Source organism: Alteribacter populi, from assembly GCF_002352765.1.
Taxonomy (GTDB): Bacteria; Bacillota; Bacilli; order Bacillales; family Salisediminibacteriaceae; genus Alteribacter; species Alteribacter populi.
On sequence record NZ_KZ293963.1, the window covers coordinates 818,111 to 844,300 of the forward strand.

Sequence of the window (26,190 nt, forward strand, 5' to 3'; positions counted from 1 at the left end):
ATACCAATAATTGGGTGTTACGTGAAGTGATGCGACTCAATATAAAAAACCTGCCTTAAAACAAGCAGGTTTTTCTCGTCTTTTTAGACACCCCTTTGGTCGGGGTCCCAAATGATTTTATGAAGCTGTAGACTTACTTTTACATCAGCCAGCTTATTTGCCAGAACCTTCTCCACAAGTTTTTTCGGCGGCATTGTTTCCCAAACAGGGCTGAACAGAACTTGCCCTTGATCATGAAACTCTCCAACCACATTTTTTGCCTCATAAAAATCTGTATCATTTGCAATGACAAACTTCACTTCATCCTGTCTTTGTAAAAGTGCAAAGTTATTCTCAATCATCCGCTCTTTTTCACCAGAAGCTGTCAGTTTATAATCCATCACATAGCGAGCTTTCGCGCAAACAGCTTCGTCACTTCGTCGCAGGGATTCAAACGGTGCCAAATCGATGGCCCCATTTGTTTCAATATGAATATCTACAATGCGATCGAGGTCAGCCATTGCTTTTAGAAGAGCCGCTGACTTTTTCCCGTGAATGAGTGGTTCCCCACCCGTAAAGCAAATATAGCGGCTGTCAAGCTCTTGAATCCGGGTAATGATTTCATCGATAGTTGCCTCAAACTCCGGCTTTTCCGGCGCATAACTATAAGGCGTATCACACCAGTGACAGCGTAAATTACAATGAAAAACACGGACAAAAACGGTCGGAAACCCAGCGGCAGATCCTTCCCCTTCAATCGTCTCAAATATTTCTACCATTGGAAGTTTCCAATTCATGTACTCTTCTTTTGCTGGGAGGTTAAAGTTACGCATCATTTTCTACCATCCACTCGCGTTTCAACGAAGCAGAACTTGTCGGCGTTTCATATAATACGAGCTCTTCTAAACGTTGTCCTTGCTTTTTCATCCCTTCGTCTTCTAAAGCAACGTCTAACTGTTCCCAGATCCAGACGATCATATTTTCTGCTGTCGTATTCATATTCGGAAGGACTTCATTTAAATAACGGTGGTCAAGTTTTGCTTTGATTGTTTCTTCATATATTCGTTTTACATCACCAAAATCTACAGAAATCCCTACGTCATTGACGTAACCGCTAACCGTAATAACTAGTTTATACGTGTGCCCGTGCAAGTTCTTACATTTCCCCTCATAACAATGAAGGTGGTGGGCAGCATCAAACGTAAATTCTTTTGTGATCCCGACTCGTTTATGGTGATACTTTAATTCCGTCGGTTGAATGTCTTCACCAAGCTTTTCTACTTTTTTCGGTATGTTAAATTCCATCTTTTCACGCTCCCTAGTTTTTTTGTTGCGAGGGGTGGGAATTTCGAACCCTCTAATCAACTCGTACCATCTTAACATGATTTCAAAAAATCACAAGGTACTCGAAATTTTCTGATCTTTATCATCCAGAGTGATTATGATTTGAAACTAATTGGACTTGTGGTAGCATTTGGTCTTGTGATTTTTTACGAGTACATATTGTCATCTATTCCTTTGTATGACGAGATAGAAAGGAATTGTAAGTGGCGTGTATAGAATGTGAAATTTCCAACAAATACTAACTTAAACAAAAGTTCTTGAGGAGGAATTTTGTGAAAAACAAACCTGGATTCGATTGGCCGGTCACACTCATCAGTGGTGGCTTGCTTTTATTATTCGTTATCGTTGCGTTAATTGATGTGGACTTTGTATCAGGACTCGTTGATACTGGGTTCGGATTTTCAGCAAATTATTTCGGCGCATTTTGGCAATTATTAATGCTGGCTACTTTTTTTATTGCGATTACCATTGCATTTAGTGCTTTTGGAAAAATTCGTCTTGGAAAACGCGAAGACCCGGAAATGAGTACATTTAAATGGATTGCAATTATCATGTGTACCCTGCTGGCTGGTGGTGGTGTGTTTTGGGCTGCAGCAGAACCGATGTACCACTTCATTGATGTTCCACCAATGTTTCCGGGAGTTGAGCCGGGAACTACTGACGCTATTGCTCCAGCTCTTTCCCTTTCATTTTTAGATTGGGGCTTCCTAGCATGGGCTATCCTCGGAACATTGGGCGCGATTGTGCTTATGTACGGTCATTACCATCGCGGTATGCCATTAAAGCCTCGGACCCTTTTGTACCCGATTTTCGGTAAAAAAATTATGAAGAACAGTGTATTAGGCACCCTTGTCGATGCGTTCTCGATTATTGCTGTAGCTGCTGGTACCATTGGTCCGATCGGATTTTTAGGCCTGCAAGTGGCTTACGGACTGGAAGCACTCTTCAATGTACCAAACGTTTTCTCAACGCAAGTACTGATTGTTATTGGACTCGTGAGTATAGCCGCTATATCTGCTGTAACGGGAATTCATAAAGGCATTCAACTATTGAGCCGGTTTAACGTTATTTTTACCTTTGTATTAATCATAGCTGTCTTAATCCTCGGACCAGGTGGATTTATTATTGATCAGTTCATCGGAACGTATGGTGTTTATTTGCGTGAATTTTTACCGATGAGCTTGTACCGTGACGATCCAGGCTGGTTAGCATTTTGGACAGTTTTCTTTTGGGGGTGGTTTATCGGGTACGGGCCAATGATGGCTATCTTCATTAGCCGTATTTCCCGAGGTCGAACCATTCGCGAACTTGTCGTCGCTGTAGCGATCATTGCCCCTGTGGTCACAAACTTCTGGTTTACAGTTGTTGGAGGAACGGGAATTCATTTAGAACTGATGAATACCGGGTCGGTCTCTGATCCTTTAAATGCTGGCGGACTCCCTGCATCGATGGTTGCTATCGTCACCCAGCTTCCGTTCGGCACAATCCTTGCAGCAGCGTTTCTCATCGTGACGATCATTTTCGTTGCAACAACGAGTGATTCCATGAGCTACACAATTTCCATGGCTGTGACGGGAACAGGTGACCCGTCCAGTGCTCTCCGTGTTTTTTGGGCAGCGATTATGGGGATTGTTGCTGCAGTTCTCCTCTATATTGGTGAAGGCAGTGTCGATGCTCTACAATCGTTTATCGTTGTAACAGCAGTACCGGTTTCCTTCATTCTGCTTCCGTTACTATGGACGGCACCAAAAGTAGCTTCAACATTGGCCATTGAACAAGGCATCAAACAACCAGCGAAAAAGCGCTCGGTGGATCACTAGAATATAAGAAAAGCGTAATGTAGCCGCGTACCCGTCGAAATGTAAATGTTCTATCCGGTTAAAAGTGCTACTTACTTTTTTTGAGCGTTGCAGGCTTTTAACTACTCAAAAAATGATGGAAAAGGAAAAAAACTTTTGCCTTCAACTCCTCATTTGAGTTGAAAAACGCTCAAAAACAACAAACAGACTATTTATTTGAGTAATATATCGGTGCGAGTAGGCGCTTTATCATCTGTTCAAGCATTATATCGGCGAAAATAGACAATATACCAGCGGAAATAGCTCGGATATCGGCAATTCGACAAAAAACGCGCATCAAACTATCTTTAAATTTTACGAAAGGAGCGGGATTAGTCCCGCTCCCATTTTTACATAGCTAATTTTCCCCTAACACTGCAAGCAGCAAATCCGGACGGTCAGTAATAATCCCGTCAACTCCTAACTCAATGAGCTCTCGCATCGTTCCTTCATCGTTAATCGTCCAGTAGTGGATGTCCATCCCGAGTTTTTCCGCGCCATTAATCAACTTCGAATCCACTAAATCAAAAATACTTTCCTCTGTCGGAAGTTGAATAGCATCTACTTTTGGTGAATAGAGCCCGTTTAAGAATAACTTATGCAAAAGAACATACTTAGTGACCTCTTGACGTCCACCGCTCACTGCCACTTGCCCTAGAGATATTTGCGTAAAATAGTCAATAATGTCCTGTTCAAAGCTGACCATCAAAACCTGGTCTTTCATTTCATATTCTTGAATGAGTTCCCAAACCCTTTCGCTCATCTCTTCATAACGTTCTACATCGTTCGTTGCTTTTAGTTCAATGTTTAGTCGCATGTCTTTAAACTCTTGAAAAATTTCCTCAACTGTCGGAATCGTAACACCTTGCCCACGATAACTGTACTCTCCATTCAAGTCTTGAAAGTAATTCGCTGCATCCAGCTGTTTAATCTCCTCTAAGGTAAGATCATTTACTTTTCCAACTCCGTCTGTTGTTCGATCAACTGTAGAATCATGAATAGCAACAAGGTGACCGTCTTTGGTAATATGTACATCAAACTCAATTACATCTACACCTAAGTTACGAGCGTTTTCAAAAGCTTCCATCGTATTTGACGGAGCCAGTTGTTCACCACCCTGATGAGCAATGACTAATGGTTGGTTTCCTTCAGTAAAAAACGCTTTTTCTTCCCTTTCGTTGACTGGAAAAAGGTGAATGATCAACCATAGGACGAAAAGGACGCCCAATACTAAATAAATCCGTTTCCGTAAACTTTTCTTGCTTTTTTCTCTGACTTTCTCTATAACCATCCCCCGACCTCCCTGCTTCAATCACACTCATAACTACTCTTCTAGATGCTTAGATCCATTCCTCTTTTTATAACTTGTCGAAACTTAATAGATGACAGTCGGTAAGTTTATTGTACGAAGAACGCAAGGCGTCTGAGTAGCCGACGACATGCATATGTACTGTCCGATAAAAAGTTTTTTTACTTTTATGCTTATACTTTCCTTTAGTGAAATTGAACTTTCTTAAAGTGCAAAAAACGGCATTATCTCAACCATGTCTCAGAAAGACTGCTTGGATAATGCCGTCATTGAATCGTTTACTTTACCGTTTAGACAAAAGAGTGGACTTCCCTTCGTTTTCACCATTAATGAATGACGCAATTCGTTTAAACACTAACTTTTGAATGGAAGCGGTTTCGTTCAAAAGCTGATGACCAGCACCTTCAAATAAAGCGACTTGTATAAAGGGACATTTATCTTTAAAGAATTCTACGTTGTCCTGCCATTGAACTGTAGTGTCATTTGTCCCCTGTAATAAATAAACGGGGATATTCACTTTTGAACAATTGAGGATCCGTTGTTGCCATTCTGTAAGCGCTATTAACCAAGATATCGGCAGCTCTTTTACTTGTAGGGGGTCCTGTTTCAAAAAATCAAGATAGCGTTCGTCACTGGAATTTTGTTTAAAACGACGCTTTTTTTTCGAGATCCCCTTACTTAATACAGGCAAGATCATTCTTACCCATTTCCACTGATAGGGGTGATACAAAGGACCTGCGAGCATCAAAGCCCGTAACGGGAGGACTTCTTCTGATGTACCGTGAAATAACACAGCTCCTCCTGTACTGTGACCCAACCCGTATAGAGCTCCTCCGCTACGATAAGGTTCCGCAGAAGTCAACCCACTTTGCACTGCGTCCACATAATAATTGAAATCCTGAATGTCCCCTCTGTCTCCTTCAGATAAGCCATGCCCTGGTAAATCAACCGCCACTACTTCATAAGACTGCTTTAATAGTACGTTTACTGTAGCGCTTAACCCACCAGTATGATCCAAGTATCCGTGAACGAATAGCACTGTTCCTTTTGGATTATTAGGAGTAAATATTTGTACGAAAATATTTGAGCGATCAGTCTCTGTAAGCTGACAACGATAGGTTGTTATATGTTTGAAATCAAATTGATAAAACTGCAGGTAATCCGATAAAGAAGCTTCTTTGTAATGGGGATTGCATTGAGTAAAGTCAAGCTTCTTTAGAGGGATCTCCTCCACCCAAGTAACGTCTTGATCGTCGGTCATGGCGTTTTTCTCCTTTCAACCTAAGTTCTTTAAAACAAAGAGACACCTATAACAAAGGTGCCTCTTTCACTAAATCTACTCATCTGCAAGCGCATCTGCAAAGGCTTTTGCATAAGCTGGCAAGTCAGGAGGTCGTCTGCTAGAAATAATGTGACCATCAATCACAACGTCTTCATTATGCCATTCTGCCCCAGCGTTCATCATATCATGCTTAATTCCAGGCGTACTTGTGACATTTCTGCCTCTTAAAATGTCTGCTGAGATGAGAACCCAGCCTGCATGACAAATTTGACCAATTGGACGTTTCTTTTCATCCATGTACTTCACCATATCCAACACTTCGTCATACCTTCTCAGTTTATCAGGAGCCCAGCCTCCAGGCACTAATATTCCATCATATTCAGTAATTTGAATGTTTTCAAAACTGTAATCACTTTTAACTGGTACACCATATTTTCCGGTGTAGGTGTGCTCAGCTTCTTTTCCAGCGATATGAACAATCGCTCCTTCTTCTTGGAGACGGTAAATCGGGTACCACAACTCTAAGTCTTCAAATTCATCATCAACAACGGTTAAAACTTTCTTTTCTTTTAAACGCAACATCTGCCACCCCTTTTTTCTAAAGGTTCAATCCAATATTTAATATTTGGCATTTAAGCCTTAACTATGTATTTCCCCAGGTCCAATTAAGCTAAACAAGGATTGCTACCAATAGAGATATTTTTGTAAAAATAGAGGATACGTTTCATTTAATAAAACAAGCATCCTCTACCTTGTATAGCATAAAAAAGATTCTATTGTCTAATGTTGTGCTGTTGATATATTCTTGATTTGGCATCACATCGCAAACCAAATCCATGGCTTCTTCACCGAGCATTTGTTCATCGAGACCTTTAGGAAGATAGAGAATTCGATCTTTGAGACAGCCACTCGTGTAGAAAGTCTGGCAGCTTTTCTTTTAAAGCAAGACTAATATGCCCGCCTTTTATACGTTTGTAGGTTTTATCCTTACTAGATACTAAATTCATAATCGGTAATGTTAGACTTTCTGGGACAATATGATCCTCGGTTGTAGAAACGACTAATAAATTCGCATTGATATTGGAAAGATTGACTTTCTGGCCGTCTATGAGTAGTTTACTTTGAACGAGTTTGTTATCCCTGCCAAGCTCGTTAATCAATTGTTTTAAAGTAGCACCAGCGAAAGGAATATGCTCGTTCAGCCATTTATTGACGAGCTGTCTTTTTCTCATATACTTTTCGTCGTTTGAGCGTTGTAAAGGAGGTAGGTGAGAACTATAGGTAAACGGAGAGGTCGCCATTCGTAAGCTACTTTCTACCATTTTGGCAGGGATGATCCCATAAACATCTATTAGTTGATCAGCACTGAAATCTCCTTTTTTTAACGCACTAGCCCAGTTAGGAAATAGATGTGCTTTACTGAAATCTAACGGCGGTGCAAAGAGGATGAGATTTTTGATTGGCTCTTTTGCAAGTGCAGTGTATATAACTGCTAACGTTCCTCCGAGACAGTAGCCAACCACAGATAATTCACCTTCATTTGAATGACGTAACGTGTGCTGGGCCCCTTTTTGAATGTACTTGCTCACATAATCGTCCAGCGAGAAATGTTTATCTTCATATCCGGGTTTACCGAAATCAAGTAAATAAACATCATAGCCACTTGATAAAAACGAGTCTATCATACTCATACCAGGGTCTAAATCTAAAATATAAGGTTCATTAAGTAGTGAGTAAATAAGAAATAGAGGTGTGCGGTACTTTTTCTTTGCTGAAGGGTAATGCCAGAGGACTGCTTTGTTTTTCTTCCACACCGCTGTACGGGGTGTTTGTCCGACTTGGAGCTCAGGATTATTTAAATTAGAAGGATATCTCCCCTCTCCACCTTTCCTGCCATTCTTTCCTTTTTTCCTCATTTTATTTTCTCCTTCTTCAATTTATTAACTGTTCAAACAGTACTCGTAGATTATTTGATTTTTTTGTTCCCTACCCTTAACGCACCTTTACTTGGTTTTTGAACAGCATCCCTATCTGTATCTTCGCTTATCTTTTCTTGTTCTTTTGCAAGTAATAGGATTTTCTCTTCTAAGTCGTCTAGCTTTTCTTCAATTTGAATCGCTATTTTTGTGACATTGGCAATATCGTCTTTAGTAGGCATGTTGAGTTGAAGCGCAAGGATTTCTGTATAATCACGTAGCTTTTTTAAAGAATTAGCGTGGTTTTGCATGCGTGAACGAGTTTTTTTGATTGTTCTAGGATCCTCTAACCGTTGATGAACAAGCTTATTTAATTGAGATTCTGACTGAACCCCAAGTAATGATATAAATTCTTGGAGAGATTTCTTATTTGACATATTTGTACCTTCCTTTCCTTAATTACGTTTTACTAGACTAAAACTCTGAACTTTTAATCCTCTCTTTATATTTATATACATACATACATGCAATTGTTAAAAAAATAGTCCTTTTGCCTTCGCGGTGATCACCGAAAACCTCCACGAAACTATTATTTTTCTGTTATTTAAACTATCGTACCTACCTCTTTTCTTTCGGTTCCATAGAATAATGAAGTCGGTTAAATTAAAAGGCTGTTTTCGTAAAGTTTGTTGTTTTTGAGCGTTTTTTCAACTTAAATGATGTTGCGGACAAATGAATTTGTTCTCTATGCGTGACAGTGCAAGCATTTGCTTGCCTAATGCTCAAAAAAACCTTTTATAAAAAAGCTAATAAAAAATAATTGAAAAAGGAATGACGCGATTGGTTAATAGATTTTTTTCACGAAACACTCCCCCAGGTCCTAAAGGAAAATTAATAGTTGGAAGCTTAAATGATTTTCAAATCGATCCCCTTCGATTTTTGTCGCAGCTAACGGAAGAATACGGAAATGTTGTGCGGTTTCGTTTGGGGCCTTTCCAGCGGATATACCTCATAAATGACCCAGAATTAATTAAAGAAGTTCTCGTAACAAAGCAAAAGGTGTTCATCAAATCACGGGACATTCAAACACTAAAAGCTGTAGTCGGAGAAGGTCTCTTAACTAGTGAAAAAGAGCTTCATATGCACCAACGACGGCTTATTCAACCCTCTTTTAAAAAGGTGCACATTAATCATTACGCTCAGGATATGATTGATACAACGAGTGGGTATATTTCCAAGTGGGAAGACAGAGAAGAAAAAATAATCACCGATGAGATGATGAACATTGCACTCGGTATCATTACGAAGACGATGTTCAGGATGGATTTTGAGGAAGGTGCGCATATTCTCGGGGAACCGATGGATGCTGTCATGAAACTAGGGGTAAAGAGAATGAGATCACTCGTTCAGCTGCCTTTGTGGGTTCCTTCAAAAAGCAACCTTAAGCTAAAGAAAGCGGTAAAAACAATTGATCAGGTGCTTTATCGGATGATCGATGAACGAAGAGGAGATTCTAAAACCCGTACAGACCTTCTAAGTATATTAATGGAGGCTCGTGATGAGGAATATGGGATAGGGATGTCTTACAAGCAGCTTAGAGACGAACTAATGACAATTTTCCTTGCAGGTCATGAGACAACAGCAAATGTCCTGTCATGGACACTTTACTTGCTATCGCAACATCCAGAAGTTGATCAAAATCTGTACAAAGAAATTTCAGATGTTACTCATGGAGGATCACTCACTCCTGATCATTTTTCAAAACTAACATATACACAAAATATTATCTGGGAATCGATGCGATTATACCCTCCAGCTTATGTGATTGGCCGTCAAGCAGTCGAAAACGTGGAAATCGGAGGCTACGGGTTGAAAAAAGGGGACATGGTTCTCATGAGTCAGTATGTGATGCACCGCAATACGGCGTATTTTGATGACCCCGATAGTTTTAATCCTGAGCGCTTTGCGGATAATTTCCTAAAAACACTCCCACCTTACGCTTATTTTCCGTTTGGTGGTGGTCCAAGAGTTTGTATCGGGAACCATTTTGCTTTAATGGAAGCTGTTCTCGCACTAGCGTCAATTGCAAAAAAGTATCGTCTGAAGCTCGCATCCGGCCACCATAAAGTAAGACCGCAGCCACTCATCACACTCAGGCCGAAGCGTGGCTTACGCATGATTGTTGAAGACCGAAGCAAACTTGATACAGATTTTTAAATCCGAAACCAATCACAGCAGATAAAAAAACAACCCAACTCTAATAACGAGTGGATTGCTTATATAGTGGAAAGCGTTTGTTATTTTTCGCCCTGCCACTCTGCAAAAAATTGATGTAAATACTGCTCTAGAAACGCATGTCGTTCATAAGCTAAACGCTTTCCAGTGAGTGTATTCATACGTTCTCTAAGCTTTAATAGTTTTTCATAGAAATGATTAATCGCGGTAGATTTTCCTTCCCGATACTCTTTTAAGCTCATTTCTTCCCGGACATTGACTTCCGGGTCATACATTTCGTCTCCCTTTGCCCCTGCATACATAAAGCAGCGGGCAATTCCGAGCGCTCCCAGCGCTTCTAATCGGTCAGCATCTTGGACTATTTTTGCCTCTAACGTTACCGGTGGTGTATTCTTTCCTCCGCGAAAAGAAATCGAAGCGATGATGCTAACAATTAGATCCACTTCGTTTACTTGCTCGTTTATAAGCCAATCCTTTACTGCCGCTTTCGCTGTTTCTTCGTCCGGATAAAACTTGTCGTCTGCCAGGTCATGAAGAAGAGCCGCCAATTCACAGATGAAAGGGTCTCCTCCTTCTTCTTCTGCCAGTTTAACAGCCATCGATCTTACCCGATGCGTATGGTACCAGTCATGTCCTGTATGATCGTGCTTAAAGAAGTCCCAGGCCCATTGTTCTGCTTTTTTTATTACAGTTGCTTGGTTCATTTTTACTTCCCGCCCTTGTCTACTAGGAGTCGAATTTTGAAAAAGTGACATTATGATACTGAAATGGTTTCTTCTTGTATAGAGTGTTGATCGTAGCTTGTTTTATTTCATTTTTTTCAAAGTACTTATAAGGAATAGAGACCGTTATCTCGTCTTTGTAAAACGGGAAGGGATTAAGGAATACTTCATGTTCAGATTGCCACTGCGCCTGAATTTTTTCATTACCTAGTGGTACTAATTGTTGAGGAAAGCCATCTTGAAACCACAACACTTCTTGTTCTTTTTTTACACCCCACTCGTTCATACAGACGTACAGAGACAAATTATCACAAAGCTGCAGCAACTGAAAGTGAAAATGAAGACCTTGTTTTTCTCGATCATCAAAAGAAAAATGGCTATGGAGTCTCCTCTGGCGCTTTTCTTCTTTGTTTGTAAATTCACAGCCTATCCGGTCAATTTTACCGCGGAAAAAGCTCGTATAGTGAAGACTCATTAACAATGCACTGTATTCGTCAATAGCTTCCATCTCATCTACACCTTGTGTGTACGCATCAATTTTTTTCTTTATCGGATAATCAACGAAGGATAGAGGCTTGTTCGTTTCATAATGGAGAAGAATGTGTTCATCAAGGTCAGCCCAGCCGCGATCATGTTGGGTAATGGCTAGCCCTACTTTGTTAAATTGCTCCTGCATTAAAAACAGATCACGCCGCCACGCTCCTGCTAGCGTACCGGAAATATGGGCATGCCGGTCTTGTTCCATGAAATAGTATCCGTTTGAGTTTTCACGAATGATCATCAAACCACCCCACTAGTCGAGACATTCCATTTCTAATGTATTCATGTTCAAAAAGGAAAACCGACTTTTTGAACATCCTCTATATTTCAATTCTTTAATCACTCTATATTTCCCTGCCACTTGCATTAAAAATCCTCAGGTAACCGAAATACCCGAGGATTTTCCAACATCACGTTATTTAATTTCAGACAAACATTCATCACATTGATGATAGTAACAATCGGCCATCTCCTCAAAGACCGTTCCGCATTTCGTACACTCTTTTGGTGGAAGATTTTGAAAAAACTCTTTGTTGGACATAATCATTGTTTTTCCCCTCCATCTCTTTATTATTTTCATTGTATTACAACAATGTAATTTATTCAACAACTATTATAAAACAGTTAATAAAAATATACCCCACTTTTACAACCAAAAACATGATTTTAACTTTATTTATAGTATTAGTTTTAATACAGATACTATCTACACTATTGTTATATGACAGGTTAACGAAATGTTGACGGCGCTTTTCCTGCAACTTAATAAATTTCTTTAGCAGAGTATAAAAATTTACAGCACTATTGGGGAGGACAGTGTTCGTAGGAATAAAGGAATCCCTTTGCCTTTCGAGCTGATGCGGTCTATAATAATACTGATAGTTTTCTCACATACAAAAGAGGTTTTGTTCGACAAGGAGGTTTAACGGATGGCTTTAAAAAAGTGGCTTTCATTCACGTTTGTATTAACGGCTTTCTTCTTAACACCAGTCGCATCAACATTTGCAGCTGAAGGTGGAAATGGGGAAGAAGAAGGTGTATCGTTAATCACTCAAGGTCCGCTCGTCATTATGGGAGTGGCAACGATTATCGTCATGATTTATTACGCATTTCGTGACTAAGAATTTGAAGATATTCTACATAAAAAGCGGAGTGAGAATTTTTTCTCACCCCGCTTTTTGTTATAGTACTTATTCACATTATCCTCTCAAATTTCAACCTTGCGATCAAACAGCCAGCTGATACCGATAAAAATAGCGGCCATAAGACCTAATTCAATTAATGTATTACCTAAATATACAACCTCCATCACTTCTCCACTCTGATTGATGGCTGCTGTTTCCGCCGTTATATCAACCATCAATTCATTCGGGATATTGTCGAGCGTTAAAATCGGTCCCCAATAAGCAATTGCACTATAAATTCCCGTATCGATAATTAGTGACCAGACATAGCTTGCCCCAATGGCAATCCCAATCCCGAGGAGCCATCCAAGTGGGCGAATAACTTTTCCTAGTACGTAAATGAATAATCCTGCAAGACCTAACGGTAGTGCGGCGTAGGCAATAAACGCAAAGATCCAAAGGAAATACTCGCTGTACAAAGAACTAAGCGTCGCAATCACTTCTGCTTCTCCAGGGATTGCACGTTCCTCAAATGTTTGCCCAGCTTTCTTCATGAGAAAGTAAAGGCTGGTCATAGAGAAAAGAAGAGAGAGAGTAAATGCTGTAAATGCTGCAGCAAACTTAGAGGTTAAGAGCTTCCACCCTCGCTGTGGAAGGTTGAACCAAATAAGCGCCGTACGGTCTTTCCACTCTCTTCTTAGTGATAATAAGATCATAAAAAACAAATAAAACGAGTGCATAACTAAAACCGGAATTGAAAAAAACACAATCAGACCGGATGCTTTTTCAATGCCATACCAAACTAACGAAAATACAGCAATTAAAAATACCAGATTTAGTGCCATTAAAAATGTATTTTGACGAATTTCTTTTCCTGTCAAGGCTAACCAACTCATTGGAGGACCTCCCTCATTGCTTCAACTACGCTTTGACCGCGCTCTTCACGAATCGTTTCCACATTTTCAGATAATAATATTTCTCCTTGCTTTACAAACACGATATGATCCAGGAATGGCTCCACTTCAGCGACTTCGTGTGTCGAGATAAATGTGATCTGCTTATGGATGTTCGTGTGTCGGATGATCATTTTTAAAATTTCTTCCCTCACGATCGGATCAAGCCCTGATAATGGTTCATCAAGAAGTAAAATCGGAACATCTCTCGCTAGTGTGATGGCCAGCTTTACCCGGGCTCGATTTCCTTTCGATAAGTTTTTTATTTTATCGTCTAAATCGATATTTAATTCCTCGAGCATTTCTGTTGACTTTGCAGACGAAAAATCTGGATAAACCTTTTCAAAGAAAGCAACTGCCTGACGGACACGCTGGTAGTCATAAAGGGAGTCTACTTCTGCTAAATAGGCAACCTTATTTGCAATCATTCGATTGGTGCGCTCTCCCATAACATAAACATCACCGCTGCTCGGGCGAAGCATACCGGCAATAATCTTTAATAACGTGGACTTCCCACTGCCATTAGGTCCAACAAGACCAACCATTCCAGGTTGGTGCAATTGCAAGTCAACACCGGTCACTGCTTTTTTCCTCTGGTATCTTTTATTCAACCCGCGAATTTCAATATAGTTCTCACTCACTCTTATTTCCTCCCCCGTTATTAACGTATTCCTGTATTAATGTAACAATCTCGCCTTGTGTGTACCCATATTGGTTGAGTGTATCGACAAAAGCTTCAATTTGCTTTTCTGTTGTAGCTTTTTTTAATCGCGCGATAATCGAGTCGTCTTCCGTGACAAATGTTCCCTGCCCCCGTTTAGATTCCACAATTTTTTCGCGTTCCATTTCCATATATGTTCTTGACACTGTATTTGGATTAACGCCCGCATCCACCGCCATTTCACGGACTGACGGTAATTTTTCGCCAGGTTTTAATTCGCCTCGGCAAATGTTCCCGTAAATATACTCCATAATCTGGATATAGATCGGACGATTATTGTCAAATTTTATTCTCATGATTGATATCCCTCCTTTTTAGAGGCTTCTCTATAGCGTTTTGTATCCCAAACCGGTTAATCAGCCTTTTTATTTCTACAGTAGGGATCCATATTGTATCCTTATCCCATCATGTCTTTATGTTCTAGTGTACTATATCGACAGTACACTAGCATACATATTCTGTCAACGTATTTTTGTGAAAAACAGTTAAATGCTCTTTTCTAAGAAAAAGGAGCTGGACTTCAATGTCCACCTCCTTTTATCATCCTTTATTTGATTACTTTCACTTCTTCGATAACGACATCTTCATCAGGGCGTCCTTCACCATCCACAGGAACCGCAGCAATCTCATCGACTACCTCCATCCCGTCAATCACCTGGCCGAAGACAGTATGTCCCGTATCCAAATGCGGCGTGCCTCCACGTTCACGGTACTCCTCAAACACTTTTTCTTCAATGTTTCCACCTTCTATAGCTTGTTCAAGCGATTCGATCATATGGTCGTCGATTTCATCGTTCTGAACGATAAAAAACTGACTAGAGTTAGTGTTTGGGCCGCTGTTGGCCATAGACAACGCGCCTCGGATATGTACGAGATTCGGGTCAAATTCATCTTCGAACGCTTCCCCGTAAATACTCTCTCCACCAGCTCCTGTTCCAGTTGGGTCACCGCCTTGGATCATAAAATCTTGAAGAACACGGTGGAATGTAACGCCTTCATAATAACCCTCTTCTGCGTGGGTTACAAAGTTTTCTACTGTTTTTGGCGTGTATTCTGGAAACAGCTTTAAACGAATCTCGCCTTTTGACGTCTTCATCACAACTTCCTGCTCGTCTTCGGCTACTTCTTCAGTGAACTGCGGATAATCTGAGAGTGCCGCATCACTTTCTCCCTCATCGCTGCCACAAGCGGCTAATAATAGAATCGTACTGAGTGCGATACTTCCCGCTATCATTTTGACTGATTTCCTCATAGTTCCTCATCCCCTTCTATGTATGTCTTCACTATAATATGGATGTTCAAAAAAGTCTGGAAAAAAAGCGACTTCAGCAGCCTCGATCTACTCCGCTCTTTTTACCTTCTTTTTTAAACACGCACTATATGGTTATTATTATTGATTTTGTAGCTCAAGTGCAAGTTGGAATACTTTTCTTATTGACTACTTTCTAAAAATCAGGGTAATATAAATATAGAACACTTGTTCGTTTTAACAAAGAAAGACCTATGAAAGGAGCTGTTATCCTATGGCCAAACTCACAGTTGAAGAAGAACGTCTGAGTGAATCGTTTATTTTGTATGAACTTATGCGCAGAGTTCTGGAAAAAGATTTGGTCAAAATGGCTCAAGCCCCCGTCAAGCTAAAAGATCCATACATTCATTTAGTAGAGCAAACACTCCGTGACCTTAGCAAAAAGCTTCATGATACAAAAGCGCAGATGAAGCGATTGAACATTAAAGTAGAATTAAACGAACACGACGAAACGTTTTCAGAGTACACGATTTTTTTTCGCGGCTATGCATCTACGGCCAAATATTTAAATGTACACTTGAGAAACCAAGTCGCCAAACAAATCGAAGCCTGGTTTTTACATCGATCCGATTTTCACAATGGACCAAACCCGAGTCCCCCGCCCCATTAAAGCGATGCGCGCAGGAGCGGTTTGATCTTCGGAAACACACGAAGAGCGGTATTGTAAAACACATCGTCCCACGAAGACTCTGGTAGATAGGATTGAATAAATTCAACATACGGCTTTACTCTCACAAGAGGCCAATCCGTACCGAACATAAACTTGTCATAGTGATCACAAAACGCGAAAGCATGTTTGAAATGATCAAAAAAATGCGGTGTGTTAGCAATACGGTCTACCGCTTTTTCCTCACCAACAATGAGGCCGGAAAGGTCAGCAAACACATTAGAGTTTTTGTATACCACTTCCGCTGCATCAAGCATCCAGGGGTCACCAAAATGAGCCATAACAAACGTAACACCCCTGTTTTTCACTGCTGTTTCATCAATCGTTAACGGATGGGCATATTTAAGTAGCCCTCGTTCAGAGTAGGTATCCCCCGTGTGCAGGACAACCGGAAGCTGGTACGCTTTCGCCAATTCATAAACAGGAGCATACACCGGGTCGTGAGCATAAAACGGGTAATAGCCTAAATAAATTTTCATCCCGACCGTTTCCGGCTTTAAAAGTGTTTTTTCGAGCTGAATAAGATCGTACTTCCTTAACTGATACGGGTTTATTCCAGCACAATAGCCCATATTTTTCGGTAAGGTTGGAGACAAATCTAGTCCCATAGGGGTAGGAGGAGCAGAATCAGGAAATCCCTCTCCTCCTTCAATTTCTCTAAGCCCCATGGCAATCGTAAACACTACATTCGCTTCAGCAAATTCTTTTTTGTAACCAGCATAGGAATAATCGATATGAGACAAATTCCTCGCTGTATGATGGAAGCTTTTTATGTGTGAAAAGTGGACGTGAGCATCAATGATTTTCATAGCTGACTAGTCCTTTCTGTTACGATCCGAATCAAAACGAAGCGAACGAAGGTCTCTTAATGCCTCGAGAGGAACGTCTGTCTTATTCAACACAAAAAACATTGGGTCAGAGCGAAACAATTCGCCGTCATTTAATGGAAAATTCCGTTTAGATGCCGCTAAGATGACGTCTTGATTCATATAGAGCTCCAGCCCTTTACTTGATTGCTCTGACAAAATAATCAGCTTGTCATCCACACCCGCTTTTGAAATAGTAAGCTGAGAAAAACCGTCCATATGCTGCTCATGAGCATGATGAGAGTACGTAGGAGAACGGTTGTTATCAAGCTGAGCAGAAACGTCCCCAAGTTCACTTCCGGGATTAATATTAAACCCGTGGACAACTTTTTGATCTGGCCAATACGTTCCCGTGTGCTGTTCAATTTCAATCATCGCACCAAGAACAGGAACACCCGGTAGAACGAAAGCATAATGATGAATTTTGACACCTTTATAGTCAGGATGGTCATCAACGGTGTACGATTGTTTAATCGCGGACCATTCGTTGTTATGCTGATCAAACAGTGAAACAAATTGCCCTTGCGAGTTTTGCTGTAACACCGATCGTGCAGTAAGGCCGGGTAAAGTAGGACAGATCCCGCCAATCCAAGGGTTCCACCACGATTTAGGACCTGGCTCAGGAAATGAAGAAGCAAGCCACTCAATCCCGTTTTTCTTTAACGAATAAACGGCCGGATAAAAACCAGGGGCTGCTTTAACGGAAAAAATGCCATTATCCAGCTCCAATACCGAATGATCATTTTCTTGCCCTTCATTATACGAGACCGCCTCATTCGTCACCGGGAACAACAGCGTTGATTTCGTAAACCCTAGCCCTGACAACCGGCCGGTTAGATTTGCAAGCACTGGCTCTCTATGACTGCTAAAAGACGTTTTCACTTCCCAAGTCCTCTTAGCTTGCTCACTCGTCCATATTGTTTCAGAAATAACCTCGCCGTTTCCAAAAGAGGCCTCAAGAGAAACGTCAGAAGATCTGGATAACCGTTGATCAAAGAAAAGGACCGTTTCTTTTTGGATGAACGGGTTCCGGTCCTTCGTTCCCCAACGCAATACATTTTCTGGGTCCCATTTTGTTAAATTCTGCTTCCTTCCAGCATAGTTCCTCACTTCTTCTACAGAGTGAAGAGTACCAATAGAAAAAGTAGTAGCAGACGTTGTCACCGAATCTCCTGAAGCAATAATAGGAAATTTATGTTCAAAATACAAGATGTGCCAGTCATGGAAATGAAGTTTTAATTTAGAATCCCAAATAAGCGCAGCAGGCCACCCTTTATAATTGGAGAAAAGCCAGTTTTCAGAGACCTTACCTTCATCCCAGCTATTTACCTCACTGTTATAAGTGCCTTTATTATGGATCCACTTCCCTTCATAAGGAATGACAGTTTCACTTAGGTCAAACATAAACGGTTCATTTAGTCGAAGCCCCTCTAACATTTGTTCACCATGATTTTCCACAATAAAATACTGGCTCATCATGCCATCCGCAGTTAATTCGAGCATGCGAACGACCGTTACTCCAGGAAACTCCTGTGATGGATATGAAATCGCCACGCCAATTTTGGTATTTTCTTCAAAAAAGCTGACATCTTTTGGTTTCATTTTTGAAAACTCTTCTGAAAATGGCTCCCCTAATCGAGGATAAAACAATAAGTAGTCTCCATTGTTAAAGCGTCCTCGCTCAATTAGCACACTGTTATCCTCTTTTTTTAGCGCTACGTGATGAAGGCCGTAATACAAATGGATATACTTTTTGCACTCTCCGTAAACCCCAGCTCCCATCACGTTCATCGAGAAGGAAAGCTCTTGATCAAATGTTACGTTTTCCTTTTTGCCATGTTCCGGAAAAGTTGCCTCAACACGTAAGGTTTTACGATAAAAGGCCGGACCTTCTAATTGATACGAAAGAGGTATTACACGCTTTTCTTTCTCTTCTAAATGAACGTCATATTCCCTGTTTTCAAATTGAACATTTTTATTTTCAGGCAGCTCAAAATAAACAGAAACAGGTGACTTTGTATTGTTTTCTACTTGGATATACGCTTTGTCTAGTTGCTGCAAAAACGACTGACTTCCAATCATCTTTCCTGAAATGCTCACCGGAGCTTTACAAAGAACGCCAGTTTTCATCGTGACAGCGGAGCCATTAACACGAATGTTTGCTTCAACAGCTGGATGTGTTTGCATTTTCATTTGATCTTCGTGGCGTTCTAAGACAGTGAAGTGGCTTTGAAGCGTTACCTCTGAACCAGCTTGTACTGTCACTTCCTCTTCGTAGTGAAAATGAATATTTTTTTGCTCAATCCCGGTTATGTCAATGTGAATTGTGTCGTCTGATGTGTTTTTAACGATAAAGTTGACCGGATACGTTTTTCCATAAACACAATGATGATGTTCAATCACCATCATTACCTCATACTCATTTGTCTTACATGAGCGTATCCCTCGTCCTGTTTTTTCGAATTGTACTTGTAAGTAATGTTCATCCTTTCCCCATTCGTATGTGTAAAAGTCAAAGCCATTTTCTTTTTTTCCGTCAGGTTCAGTCTTGATTTCCCGAATACTATCAGCGTACCAATCAACTTGCTCAAAAAATGCAGAAAACAACTCAGTCGACCGGACCGTTGGTAAAAAGTTCATTAGATGAACGGTATCGTCACGGTTTTCCCAGAAAAAACCACACTTTTTGTACAAAGGAACTGCTTTAGTGTTGCCTGGCCACGTGTATAAATCAAGCCGTGGCCATTTACGCTTAACCGTTTCTTCTAAAGCTGTCAGAAGAAGTTTTTTACCAATCTTCCTGCCGTGGTAATCATCTCTAACATTTAGTAAAGGGATATAAAGTGCACCTTCATCTTCACGGTACTCTGACAATCCACAATAGCCGACTACACGGTCTCCTTCCATTGCAAGGTAAGTGTAGATATTCGTTGAGTTAGCTTCTTGGGCACGGACCTGTTCTTCTGTTTGCACATCGGAGTGGCCTCCCCACCCTTCTCGACTACAGTTCCACATCTCTGCCACTGCACTTGCTAATGAAGGATCATACGTTCTGATAACGATTTCCTTTTCTGTCACTTCCACCTTGTTCTCCTCCTTTAACCATAAAAGAGCACCTCCGGGCAAGGAAGGTGCTCTTAAGTTAGTTAGTTTGACTCTGATTCTGAATCGTAATAGCCTTTTTCTTTTACTTGTTCGTATGCAGTTGTCAAAATCCCCTGGATCGCCTGGCCGCGGTCTTTTTTACGTTTCTTAAATTCTTCATAAAGTTCGGCGCCGCTAAACCCTTCTTCAACCAACGTTTTTAATAGCATGTCGGATAAATCGTCTTTCTTAGCGACAATGACGCCATCTAAATGGATACAGACATGATCTGTAAGGTCGTTCACTGATTTCACCGAACACACTAACGTAGCAGGGTCATTCGTCTTCTTCGTAATTGTCACCTCTGCCATGAATTGTTGATCTGCTTCTGCATATTCATTAAAAAAATCTCGCCATTCTTTATCTAGGATAGCTTCTACAAGCCAGTTTTTCTCCGCTTCTTCTTTATTAATAATAAGGCCATCCACCAACGGAACCTGTTTCCCTTCAAGTTCCTCTGTTTCATGGTTATCAAACAAAACGGCTAATGAACATAGTTTAAACGTTTTCATCAGGCAACCCTCCATCTCTTCTGGCATCCTATCATGTTCTTTCGCCAAAGAACAGCATAAACCCTCCCTCCATCACACTTTTACACAAAATTGTGCGGGGACTGTCCCCGTTCTTCTTGACATTCGATAGTCGCAGACAGCACAATGACGATAAGAGTTCACCACTTCCACTTGTATGATTTTACCATTCATATTGTTTTATCATGTGCAGATGAAAGCGAAAGCATTCTTTCATATATAAGGAGAAACAAACGAATGTCTAAACGAGAAGTACTTTTTACATCTTTATCTCCAGATCTATTTAACCCACTAATCAAAAACAGGCAACCGATCATGGTCTATCAGGTTGTCCCTCTTTCTCATTATTATATAACCGAGCCGGAAAAACGTTCAAAATATGTAACTTTCAAGTGGGATCTACTCTATAATATCTTCGAAACGGCCGATCGCGTATGGATTGAAGCGTTGCCAACACCAGAGGGATCTCTTATTCAAGGCTCAAAGAATGTCACGCCTTTTTCACAACGAGTTCTTGATGCCTGTTCTATCTTCACAAATACAGAAGTGATTTATTTACAAAAAGTGAAAACACGAGATAATTTGAGACCTCACCGCCATCGTTCCGTGACATCTATCCAATCAATGAAGCTAACAAAAACAACTGACGCAAACGAATGTGCTCAAGATTATATAAACTGGCTTCCGACTGTCACGCGTGGCCTCGTCCAAACTACGTTCACTACCTGCTCCATTGAAATGAACATTCGTCTGGGAAAGTCGCACATCACACTGCTCCGCCTCACCCGAACACAACCTTTTACAGAAAACTTGGCAAGCTATGCCGTAACGGAGGGACTATTAACTAAAAGCGCCACAAAAATTCCAACGGGATATTTTCAATTCCTTATTCATAGGCAGCACCTTTTTACCGCTCTTACTCACTTTCAGCCGGCACTTTGGTGGCCAATATATCGATGTACACAAGGTCCGATCCATGCCCTTGTGATGCACTTGTATAAAAAACGCATTGAAACTAGATAATTCAATACGTACCTAAGAAAAACAGCGTCAGCTCGCATGTTTTAAAATCTCAAGGATGCTTTTCCCTTGAGACGAGCAGCGTGAAGGTAGCTGTCCTCTTATAAATTCTTTTAAAAAGATGCCCAACCATCGTCGGGCATCTTTTTTCCAACTTCATTCAAGTCCGTCTATCGTGTCTGCATCACCGTATGCGATCGGGGCATTTTCAACACGATCAAAGCTTTGTTCGAGATCCTGATACAACCGGACACCTTCAAGAGATATTACGGCTGAACCTGTCGGAGCAAAGTAATATAACGGGAACGGTTCGGGCTTCACCTTAATTTCACCGGCTTCTTGGATTGGAAATACCGTTAAAAATCGGTCAATAACCTGGAAGGCAATCCCATAGATGAAAGTCGTATTTAAATACTCCGTCTTTATCTCATCAAGATCGCCTTCATTTAGATACTCATAGTAACTCCGCCATTTTTGCTCCGCCACTCGACCAGCAGCAGTATGGGGAGAAATAAAAAAGATCATTAGTAGGTTGGATAAAGCAGCTAAGAAAATACCAAGGCCTAAAAAAAGGAAGCATAAATACAAAAACACTGCTGATAACAATCCCAACCACACCCGTTATGATCACAACTAACCTGGGTAAGGTAAGCGGCCGGTACAAATCCAACTTTTCCATTGTAACGACTGTTTCTTTTTCCCACTGATGCAATTCTTGTAAATAACTTTCCATTCTGTCTTTATCAGATGTGAACCGCTCGAGGTCATCTACTCTAAAAGCCCCTTTATCTCCAATACGATAGAGAAGCCACTGTAATAAATAGCGTTCATCGTTTGTTAACGGTTCATGTTTACTTTCTTTTGTTTGGTCAGTAAAAACATACGATTGCTCATTTTCTATAAAGTTTAGTTTTACAGCTTTTTTTGATACTAAGTGCAAAAGCCCGGCTGTCATATCATTTGAAGATAAACCTCGTCTTAATATCAGCTTAACAACTACGGCCGGACTGAGCGAGGTTTTCTCCACGACGGAGAGCTTTTTTTCAACTTCTTTATTTAAAGAGGTCGGACCTTTCCGTTTTTTCTGCTCAATCACCCAAACAGTAACTGCTACACCAGTAATTAAAGTCAACATTGCGATCCCGGAAAAAAGTAACATAACTATATGTCCCCCTTCTCCATATTTTTGTATATATGTTTATCACACTAAAAGTGCGTGTTCAAAAGGAGCATAAAAATAGCCGAGTAGGTCGAGACGGAGAAGCGAGCCAACGAGCTTCCTCAGGATTGGGTGGCTCCTGCGTTGGCCACATGTTTTTAAAATTCAAGATAATTTCCGTTCAGGTACCGACGTGTATTTCTTTGTTAGCACCATTTTTCTAAAATAGTAAGTGAGAATGATAACACAATAGAGCACAAACCCTGCAATCGCCCAGATAAGAAAGGAGTCACTTGCTACATCTTCTATCCATAAAGGAGAAGATAATAACGATAACAGCCAGACCATGGACAGATTTCCAAACAGAGACGACCAAAAATAAGCCTTCCAGTTAATCGGTGTGAAAGCAGCTGCCGCTGAAATCAAGTTGCTTGGAAAAACGGGAATGCTTCGGAGGACAATGATCATACACACACCATATTCGCTAATCCAACGGTAATATCGATCAAATTTTTCTTTCCGCTTTGACCAAATCCGCTCAGAAATGCGATGGTTAAAATGCTTAACTAGATAAAAACAAGCGAGTGCACCTAAAAGGGTTCCTATTAAACTATAAACCGCTCCTTCAATCACACCAAATGAAAGAAGGTGGACGACGATAATAAGGAGAACAGGAAAAAGAGTAAAAATATTTTGTAAAATCATTAATGGGATCGTAACAAATAACAGGAAGTACCCCATTTCCTCGAAAAGCGTATCTATAAAATAGTCTACATTATTACTTCTTGCCTCTGTCACCCAATCACTTTGCCAAACAACAATCAAAATGATAAGAAGAGCAGCGCCGGATAACCACTTTTTCAAGCGCATCACCTTCCATATATAAAACGAATTCTTAAGTCAATTATACTGAAACCACGTTCCTAGCACAATGAAAGCTTCCGTTACATAATCCCTCACTTTTTTCGCAAAATAAACAAGGTAAGGAAAAGTGAGGTAACCTATGGCTAAGACAAATAAAAAAGCAGAAAAAATGTTAACATGGTGGCAATTATCATTATTAGGTATTGCCGCTACAATTGGTACAGGGTTTTTCCTCGGCTCGAGTATTGCGATACAAATGGCAGGGCCTTCGGTAATCTTTGCCTACATCTTTGCTGCGATAGGGACGTATTTTGTTTTCGAAGCTCTTGCCAAAATGACGATTGATAACCCCGAAACCGGGTCTTTCCGTACTTATGCAAGTAATGCATACGGCCGCTGGGCAGGATTTAGCAGCGGCTGGGTTTATTGGGCTTCTGAGATGCTCATCATGGGAAGTCAATTAACTGCTTTAGCGATCTTTACTCGACTCTGGTTCCCTGGAATCCCCATTTGGATATTTGCGGCTATTTACGCGATCCTTGGTATTTTAGTAATTTTATTAGGATCTTCTACATTTGACCGTGTCGAGAATGTACTTGCTGTTATGAAAGTTGCGGCCATTCTCATGTTTATTATACTGGCAATCATTGCCCTTCTTGGGCTACTTGGGGTAAAGCCTGGAAAACTCGAGTTACCTCGAAGCTACGATGCTCTATTTCCTACGGGGGTTAAAGGGCTAATGCCAGCATTTATCTATGGTTTTTACGGTTTTGCCGGTATTGAAATTGTCGGTTTGTTAATTATACGCTTAAAAAAGATGACCGACGCAACGAAATCAGGGAAATTGATGCTGCTTACCTTAGCGTTAATTTATATCACTTCTATTGGACTAGCGTTATTACTTGTACCTTGGGATACATTTACGACCGATGAAAGCCCTTTCGTGACGGCGTTAAACCGCTTTAGAATTCCTTTTATTATGCATATTTTTAACGGCGTTTTCATTATTGCAGGCTTTTCCACGATGGTGGCCTCTATGTTCGCCGTGATCCGCATCCTTGTGGTACTTGCAGGAGATCGAGATGCTCCAGCTTTTTTAGCTAAGAAAATAAATGATAAACTCGCCTTACCCGCTATTAGCTTTATGGCATTTTGGGTGATGGTTTCGGTGATCTTTTCCATGATCGTTCCCGGTCGTATATACGAGTACTTCACAACTGCGGCAGGTATTATGCTCTTATACAACTGGCTGTTTATACTTGCCTCCTACGGCAGATTACTTGAATTGAGCATGATACAACAATTGAAGCGTGTTTCAGGCGTTATTCTAATACTACTCGCTATTTTCGGGACAATCTTTCATCACATTAGCCGTCCTGGTTTTTTTATCAGCATCATCTTTCTCATCATCGTGGCGGTCATTACCCTAATAATGCGGCACCACTGGAATAAGCCAAAAGACCCTGAAATCCCTTCCCTTTTTACAAAAATAAAACGTTAAAAGCTTGAATTGCAAAATAAATACCAAACCCGATCAGGGAAATCCCTGATAAGAGAGAAATAAAAAAGAGGAAGCGGTTTGTCAACAGTTTTTTCATACTGCTCGAAATAAGCGCCATCGTCACGTCCCATGACGCAATTCCAACAAAGATACACGCTGTGTATAAAATAACTTCGTTTGTGTCATAATTACTCACAGTTTTAGCAAGAACAGAGCCAAAGATCCCTAACCAGAATAGAATCGTGAGGGGATTAAATAATGACATAAAAAATCCTGACAAGAATGATTTTGTATAAGGCTGCTTCACCCTAGACTTTTGATAATGATCGGCTGTGAGTTCGCGTGCACCTTGTAGACTTTCAATACCGGTATACACTAACACAAAGAATCCGAATAACCATAAGAATACTTGAATAAACGGAATGCCGATAATGTGGACAACACCGAGGAAAACAAGCAACATATAGATCCCATCTGCTGCAGTTGCTCCTAAGCCGACCAGCCATGAATGGATAAACCCATTTTTTATCCCTCTGTCAAGCTGGGCTGCATTAACAGGGCCGATGGGTGCTGCAAGTGACAGCCCTAAAATGATGTATGTTAAAAAAACACTCATCGAATGACCTCCAACTTTATTATTTAGTACAAACAAACGCTTGTACAGTTTATTAGTGGAGAACGATTCTTAACACTATAAATGGCCACATTCAGAGAGTTTTTTCCATACAAAAAGGGTGGATAAGATTTCCACCCTTGTGAATTCATCTATTTTTTTCTGTCATGTCAAGGTCAACCTTTTTACCGCCTACTGTAAGATAAGAATAAACGTCTAAGTCAGGATTGATTTTCATTAACCCTTGCATGTAAGGCTTCACCAAATCCTTAAAATCTTCGGTGACCCCTTCGTTTTCTAACACGCCATACACATAAATCTTCTCTTTACCATCCATTAAAAAGGCCAAATATCCGACGGGCTCATTATGGTGTGTCACAATATTTAAAACTTGAGCATCTTCTTTAAAGAATTCCGGTGAGAAATAAATTTGCAAGGGAACCCCTCCTTACAGTAAATTGTTCCCATAATAAAAATTAAAATGTATTTTCTCCGATTCTAAACACTAAGGTCAAACTCGCAATTATAAGGGGTAATTAACGAGCGATTTGATC

28 protein-coding genes are annotated in these 26,190 nt (G+C 40.6%); 6 read left to right on the top strand and 22 right to left on the bottom strand.

Annotated features, from left to right (window positions below):
- Window positions 1–83: 83 nt before the first annotated feature.
- Both CDZ94_RS04015 and queD read right to left on the bottom strand, forming a co-directional pair.
- Window positions 84–815 (bottom strand): 7-carboxy-7-deazaguanine synthase QueE, encoded by a 732-nt coding sequence (locus tag CDZ94_RS04015; protein ID WP_096435233.1) that lies wholly within the window; start codon window positions 813–815, stop codon window positions 84–86.
- On the bottom strand, window positions 805–1,284 hold the full coding sequence (gene queD / locus CDZ94_RS04020) for a 6-carboxytetrahydropterin synthase QueD (RefSeq protein ID WP_096435234.1): 480 nt from the start codon (window positions 1,282–1,284) through the stop codon (window positions 805–807). Before queD ends, CDZ94_RS04015 begins: the two co-directional genes overlap by 11 nt.
- Window positions 1,285–1,595: 311 nt before the next feature.
- Here queD and CDZ94_RS04025 point away from each other — a divergent pair, with 311 nt between their 5' ends.
- Window positions 1,596–3,143, top strand: coding sequence for a BCCT family transporter (locus CDZ94_RS04025; protein WP_096435235.1), 1,548 nt, complete (start codon window positions 1,596–1,598; stop codon window positions 3,141–3,143).
- Between the two features lie 376 nt (window positions 3,144–3,519).
- Here CDZ94_RS04025 and CDZ94_RS04030 read toward each other — a convergent pair whose 3' ends face one another.
- The 5 genes from CDZ94_RS04030 to CDZ94_RS04050 form a co-directional block, all read right to left on the bottom strand.
- Window positions 3,520–4,452 (bottom strand): glycerophosphodiester phosphodiesterase family protein, encoded by a 933-nt coding sequence (locus tag CDZ94_RS04030; RefSeq protein ID WP_096435236.1) that lies wholly within the window; start codon window positions 4,450–4,452, stop codon window positions 3,520–3,522.
- Between the two features lie 301 nt (window positions 4,453–4,753).
- Window positions 4,754–5,731 (bottom strand): alpha/beta hydrolase, encoded by a 978-nt coding sequence (locus CDZ94_RS04035; protein ID WP_096435237.1) that lies wholly within the window; start codon window positions 5,729–5,731, stop codon window positions 4,754–4,756.
- Between the two features lie 75 nt (window positions 5,732–5,806).
- Complete coding sequence (locus tag CDZ94_RS04040; RefSeq protein ID WP_096440581.1) at window positions 5,807–6,331, bottom strand: type 1 glutamine amidotransferase domain-containing protein; 525 nt, start codon at window positions 6,329–6,331, stop codon at window positions 5,807–5,809.
- Window positions 6,332–6,624: 293 nt separating this feature from the next.
- On the bottom strand, window positions 6,625–7,668 hold the full coding sequence (locus CDZ94_RS04045; protein ID WP_096435238.1) for an alpha/beta fold hydrolase: 1,044 nt from the start codon (window positions 7,666–7,668) through the stop codon (window positions 6,625–6,627).
- Between the two features lie 50 nt (window positions 7,669–7,718).
- Complete coding sequence (locus tag CDZ94_RS04050; protein WP_096435239.1) at window positions 7,719–8,105, bottom strand: hypothetical protein; 387 nt, start codon at window positions 8,103–8,105, stop codon at window positions 7,719–7,721.
- 403 nt (window positions 8,106–8,508) lie between these two features.
- Here CDZ94_RS04050 and CDZ94_RS04055 point away from each other — a divergent pair, with 403 nt between their 5' ends.
- Window positions 8,509–9,885 carry a cytochrome P450 gene (locus CDZ94_RS04055; protein WP_245415702.1) on the top strand — a complete coding sequence of 459 codons (1,377 nt, stop codon included), beginning with the start codon at window positions 8,509–8,511 and terminating at the stop codon, window positions 9,883–9,885.
- An 80-nt stretch (window positions 9,886–9,965) separates the two neighbouring features.
- On the opposite strand, the gene CDZ94_RS04060 is transcribed toward CDZ94_RS04055, so the two are convergent.
- The 3 genes from CDZ94_RS04060 to yhfH all read right to left on the bottom strand — a co-directional run bounded on the left by CDZ94_RS04060 (window position 9,966) and on the right by yhfH (window position 11,712).
- Window positions 9,966–10,607: an HD domain-containing protein gene (locus tag CDZ94_RS04060; RefSeq protein ID WP_096435241.1), complete on the bottom strand. Its 642-nt coding sequence runs from the start codon at window positions 10,605–10,607 to the stop codon at window positions 9,966–9,968.
- 22 nt (window positions 10,608–10,629) lie between these two features.
- Window positions 10,630–11,406: a DUF3891 family protein gene (locus CDZ94_RS04065; RefSeq protein ID WP_096435242.1), complete on the bottom strand. Its 777-nt coding sequence runs from the start codon at window positions 11,404–11,406 to the stop codon at window positions 10,630–10,632.
- Between the two features lie 174 nt (window positions 11,407–11,580).
- On the bottom strand, window positions 11,581–11,712 hold the full coding sequence (gene yhfH / locus CDZ94_RS04070; RefSeq protein WP_096435243.1) for a protein YhfH: 132 nt from the start codon (window positions 11,710–11,712) through the stop codon (window positions 11,581–11,583).
- Window positions 11,713–12,094: 382 nt separating this feature from the next.
- Here yhfH and CDZ94_RS04075 point away from each other — a divergent pair, with 382 nt between their 5' ends.
- Entirely contained in the window at window positions 12,095–12,286 is a 192-nt protein-coding gene (locus tag CDZ94_RS04075) for a hypothetical protein (protein ID WP_096435244.1), read from the top strand.
- Between the two features lie 86 nt (window positions 12,287–12,372).
- On the opposite strand, the gene CDZ94_RS04080 is transcribed toward CDZ94_RS04075, so the two are convergent.
- The 4 genes from CDZ94_RS04080 to CDZ94_RS04095 all read right to left on the bottom strand — a co-directional run bounded on the left by CDZ94_RS04080 (window position 12,373) and on the right by CDZ94_RS04095 (window position 15,215).
- On the bottom strand, window positions 12,373–13,185 hold the full coding sequence (locus tag CDZ94_RS04080) for a hypothetical protein (RefSeq protein WP_096435245.1): 813 nt from the start codon (window positions 13,183–13,185) through the stop codon (window positions 12,373–12,375).
- Window positions 13,182–13,883 (bottom strand): ABC transporter ATP-binding protein, encoded by a 702-nt coding sequence (locus CDZ94_RS04085; protein WP_096435246.1) that lies wholly within the window; start codon window positions 13,881–13,883, stop codon window positions 13,182–13,184. The genes CDZ94_RS04080 and CDZ94_RS04085 overlap by 4 nt, the downstream gene beginning before the upstream one ends.
- A complete protein-coding gene (locus CDZ94_RS04090; RefSeq protein WP_096435247.1) occupies window positions 13,876–14,259 on the bottom strand; it encodes a GntR family transcriptional regulator in 384 nt (127 codons plus the stop codon). Before CDZ94_RS04090 ends, CDZ94_RS04085 begins: the two co-directional genes overlap by 8 nt.
- 251 nt (window positions 14,260–14,510) lie before the next feature.
- Window positions 14,511–15,215, bottom strand: coding sequence for a peptidylprolyl isomerase (locus CDZ94_RS04095; protein WP_096435248.1), 705 nt, complete (start codon window positions 15,213–15,215; stop codon window positions 14,511–14,513).
- Window positions 15,216–15,486: 271 nt separating this feature from the next.
- On the opposite strand from CDZ94_RS04095, the gene CDZ94_RS04100 reads away from it, so the two are divergent.
- Window positions 15,487–15,882: a YhjD family protein gene (locus tag CDZ94_RS04100; RefSeq protein WP_096435249.1), complete on the top strand. Its 396-nt coding sequence runs from the start codon at window positions 15,487–15,489 to the stop codon at window positions 15,880–15,882.
- Here CDZ94_RS04100 and CDZ94_RS04105 read toward each other — a convergent pair.
- The 3 genes from CDZ94_RS04105 to CDZ94_RS04115 form a co-directional block, all read right to left on the bottom strand.
- On the bottom strand, window positions 15,879–16,748 hold the full coding sequence (locus CDZ94_RS04105; protein WP_096435250.1) for an amidohydrolase family protein: 870 nt from the start codon (window positions 16,746–16,748) through the stop codon (window positions 15,879–15,881). The two genes, CDZ94_RS04100 and CDZ94_RS04105, sit on opposite strands and share 4 nt — an antisense overlap.
- A gap of 6 nt (window positions 16,749–16,754) precedes the next feature.
- Window positions 16,755–19,889, bottom strand: coding sequence for a GNAT family N-acetyltransferase (locus CDZ94_RS04110; protein WP_096435251.1), 3,135 nt, complete (start codon window positions 19,887–19,889; stop codon window positions 16,755–16,757).
- 62 nt (window positions 19,890–19,951) lie between these two features.
- Window positions 19,952–20,461 (bottom strand): YwpF-like family protein, encoded by a 510-nt coding sequence (locus CDZ94_RS04115; RefSeq protein ID WP_096435252.1) that lies wholly within the window; start codon window positions 20,459–20,461, stop codon window positions 19,952–19,954.
- A 255-nt stretch (window positions 20,462–20,716) separates the two neighbouring features.
- On the opposite strand from CDZ94_RS04115, the gene CDZ94_RS04120 reads away from it, so the two are divergent.
- A complete protein-coding gene (locus CDZ94_RS04120; protein WP_096435253.1) occupies window positions 20,717–21,502 on the top strand; it encodes a hypothetical protein in 786 nt (261 codons plus the stop codon).
- A 153-nt stretch (window positions 21,503–21,655) separates the two neighbouring features.
- On the opposite strand, the gene CDZ94_RS04125 is transcribed toward CDZ94_RS04120, so the two are convergent.
- From CDZ94_RS04125 to CDZ94_RS04135, 3 genes are all read right to left on the bottom strand, one after another.
- On the bottom strand, window positions 21,656–21,985 hold the full coding sequence (locus CDZ94_RS04125; RefSeq protein WP_096435254.1) for a hypothetical protein: 330 nt from the start codon (window positions 21,983–21,985) through the stop codon (window positions 21,656–21,658).
- Window positions 21,954–22,658, bottom strand: a complete 705-nt coding sequence (locus CDZ94_RS04130; RefSeq protein WP_096435255.1) for a DUF2207 family protein — start codon at window positions 22,656–22,658, stop codon at window positions 21,954–21,956. Before CDZ94_RS04130 ends, CDZ94_RS04125 begins: the two co-directional genes overlap by 32 nt.
- A 165-nt stretch (window positions 22,659–22,823) precedes the next feature.
- On the bottom strand, window positions 22,824–23,522 hold the full coding sequence (locus CDZ94_RS04135; protein ID WP_157811971.1) for a TVP38/TMEM64 family protein: 699 nt from the start codon (window positions 23,520–23,522) through the stop codon (window positions 22,824–22,826).
- A 139-nt stretch (window positions 23,523–23,661) separates the two neighbouring features.
- Here CDZ94_RS04135 and CDZ94_RS04140 point away from each other — a divergent pair, with 139 nt between their 5' ends.
- Window positions 23,662–25,023 carry an amino acid permease gene (locus tag CDZ94_RS04140; RefSeq protein ID WP_096435257.1) on the top strand — a complete coding sequence of 454 codons (1,362 nt, stop codon included), beginning with the start codon at window positions 23,662–23,664 and terminating at the stop codon, window positions 25,021–25,023.
- Here CDZ94_RS04140 and CDZ94_RS04145 read toward each other — a convergent pair.
- Entirely contained in the window at window positions 25,004–25,639 is a 636-nt protein-coding gene (locus tag CDZ94_RS04145) for a LysE family transporter (protein WP_096435258.1), read from the bottom strand. The two genes, CDZ94_RS04140 and CDZ94_RS04145, sit on opposite strands and share 20 nt — an antisense overlap.
- Window positions 25,640–25,784: 145 nt before the next feature.
- Window positions 25,785–26,072, bottom strand: coding sequence for a hypothetical protein (locus CDZ94_RS04150; protein ID WP_096435259.1), 288 nt, complete (start codon window positions 26,070–26,072; stop codon window positions 25,785–25,787).
- Window positions 26,073–26,190 lie beyond the last annotated feature (118 nt).

What these genes read in the sequence shown, in the direction of transcription:
- CDZ94_RS04015 (WP_096435233.1), bottom strand. Translation starts at nt 815, where the DNA reads ATGATGCGTAACTTTAACCTCCCAGCAAAAGAAGAGTACATGAATTGG.
- queD (WP_096435234.1), bottom strand. Translation starts at nt 1,284, where the DNA reads ATGGAATTTAACATACCGAAAAAAGTAGAAAAGCTTGGTGAAGACATT.
- CDZ94_RS04030 (WP_096435236.1), bottom strand. Translation starts at nt 4,452, where the DNA reads ATGGTTATAGAGAAAGTCAGAGAAAAAAGCAAGAAAAGTTTACGGAAA.
- CDZ94_RS04035 (WP_096435237.1), bottom strand. Translation starts at nt 5,731, where the DNA reads ATGACCGACGATCAAGACGTTACTTGGGTGGAGGAGATCCCTCTAAAG.
- CDZ94_RS04045 (WP_096435238.1), bottom strand. Translation starts at nt 7,668, where the DNA reads ATGAGGAAAAAAGGAAAGAATGGCAGGAAAGGTGGAGAGGGGAGATAT.
- CDZ94_RS04050 (WP_096435239.1), bottom strand. Translation starts at nt 8,105, where the DNA reads ATGTCAAATAAGAAATCTCTCCAAGAATTTATATCATTACTTGGGGTT.
- CDZ94_RS04060 (WP_096435241.1), bottom strand. Translation starts at nt 10,607, where the DNA reads ATGAACCAAGCAACTGTAATAAAAAAAGCAGAACAATGGGCCTGGGAC.
- CDZ94_RS04065 (WP_096435242.1), bottom strand. Translation starts at nt 11,406, where the DNA reads ATGATCATTCGTGAAAACTCAAACGGATACTATTTCATGGAACAAGAC.
- yhfH (WP_096435243.1), bottom strand. Translation starts at nt 11,712, where the DNA reads ATGATTATGTCCAACAAAGAGTTTTTTCAAAATCTTCCACCAAAAGAG.
- CDZ94_RS04075 (WP_096435244.1), top strand. Translation starts at nt 12,095, where the DNA reads ATGGCTTTAAAAAAGTGGCTTTCATTCACGTTTGTATTAACGGCTTTC.
- CDZ94_RS04080 (WP_096435245.1), bottom strand. Translation starts at nt 13,185, where the DNA reads ATGAGTTGGTTAGCCTTGACAGGAAAAGAAATTCGTCAAAATACATTT.
- CDZ94_RS04090 (WP_096435247.1), bottom strand. Translation starts at nt 14,259, where the DNA reads ATGAGAATAAAATTTGACAATAATCGTCCGATCTATATCCAGATTATG.
- CDZ94_RS04095 (WP_096435248.1), bottom strand. Translation starts at nt 15,215, where the DNA reads ATGAGGAAATCAGTCAAAATGATAGCGGGAAGTATCGCACTCAGTACG.
- CDZ94_RS04100 (WP_096435249.1), top strand. Translation starts at nt 15,487, where the DNA reads ATGGCCAAACTCACAGTTGAAGAAGAACGTCTGAGTGAATCGTTTATT.
- CDZ94_RS04105 (WP_096435250.1), bottom strand. Translation starts at nt 16,748, where the DNA reads ATGAAAATCATTGATGCTCACGTCCACTTTTCACACATAAAAAGCTTC.
- CDZ94_RS04115 (WP_096435252.1), bottom strand. Translation starts at nt 20,461, where the DNA reads ATGAAAACGTTTAAACTATGTTCATTAGCCGTTTTGTTTGATAACCAT.
- CDZ94_RS04120 (WP_096435253.1), top strand. Translation starts at nt 20,717, where the DNA reads ATGTCTAAACGAGAAGTACTTTTTACATCTTTATCTCCAGATCTATTT.
- CDZ94_RS04130 (WP_096435255.1), bottom strand. Translation starts at nt 22,658, where the DNA reads ATGTTACTTTTTTCCGGGATCGCAATGTTGACTTTAATTACTGGTGTA.
- CDZ94_RS04140 (WP_096435257.1), top strand. Translation starts at nt 23,662, where the DNA reads ATGGCTAAGACAAATAAAAAAGCAGAAAAAATGTTAACATGGTGGCAA.
- CDZ94_RS04145 (WP_096435258.1), bottom strand. Translation starts at nt 25,639, where the DNA reads ATGAGTGTTTTTTTAACATACATCATTTTAGGGCTGTCACTTGCAGCA.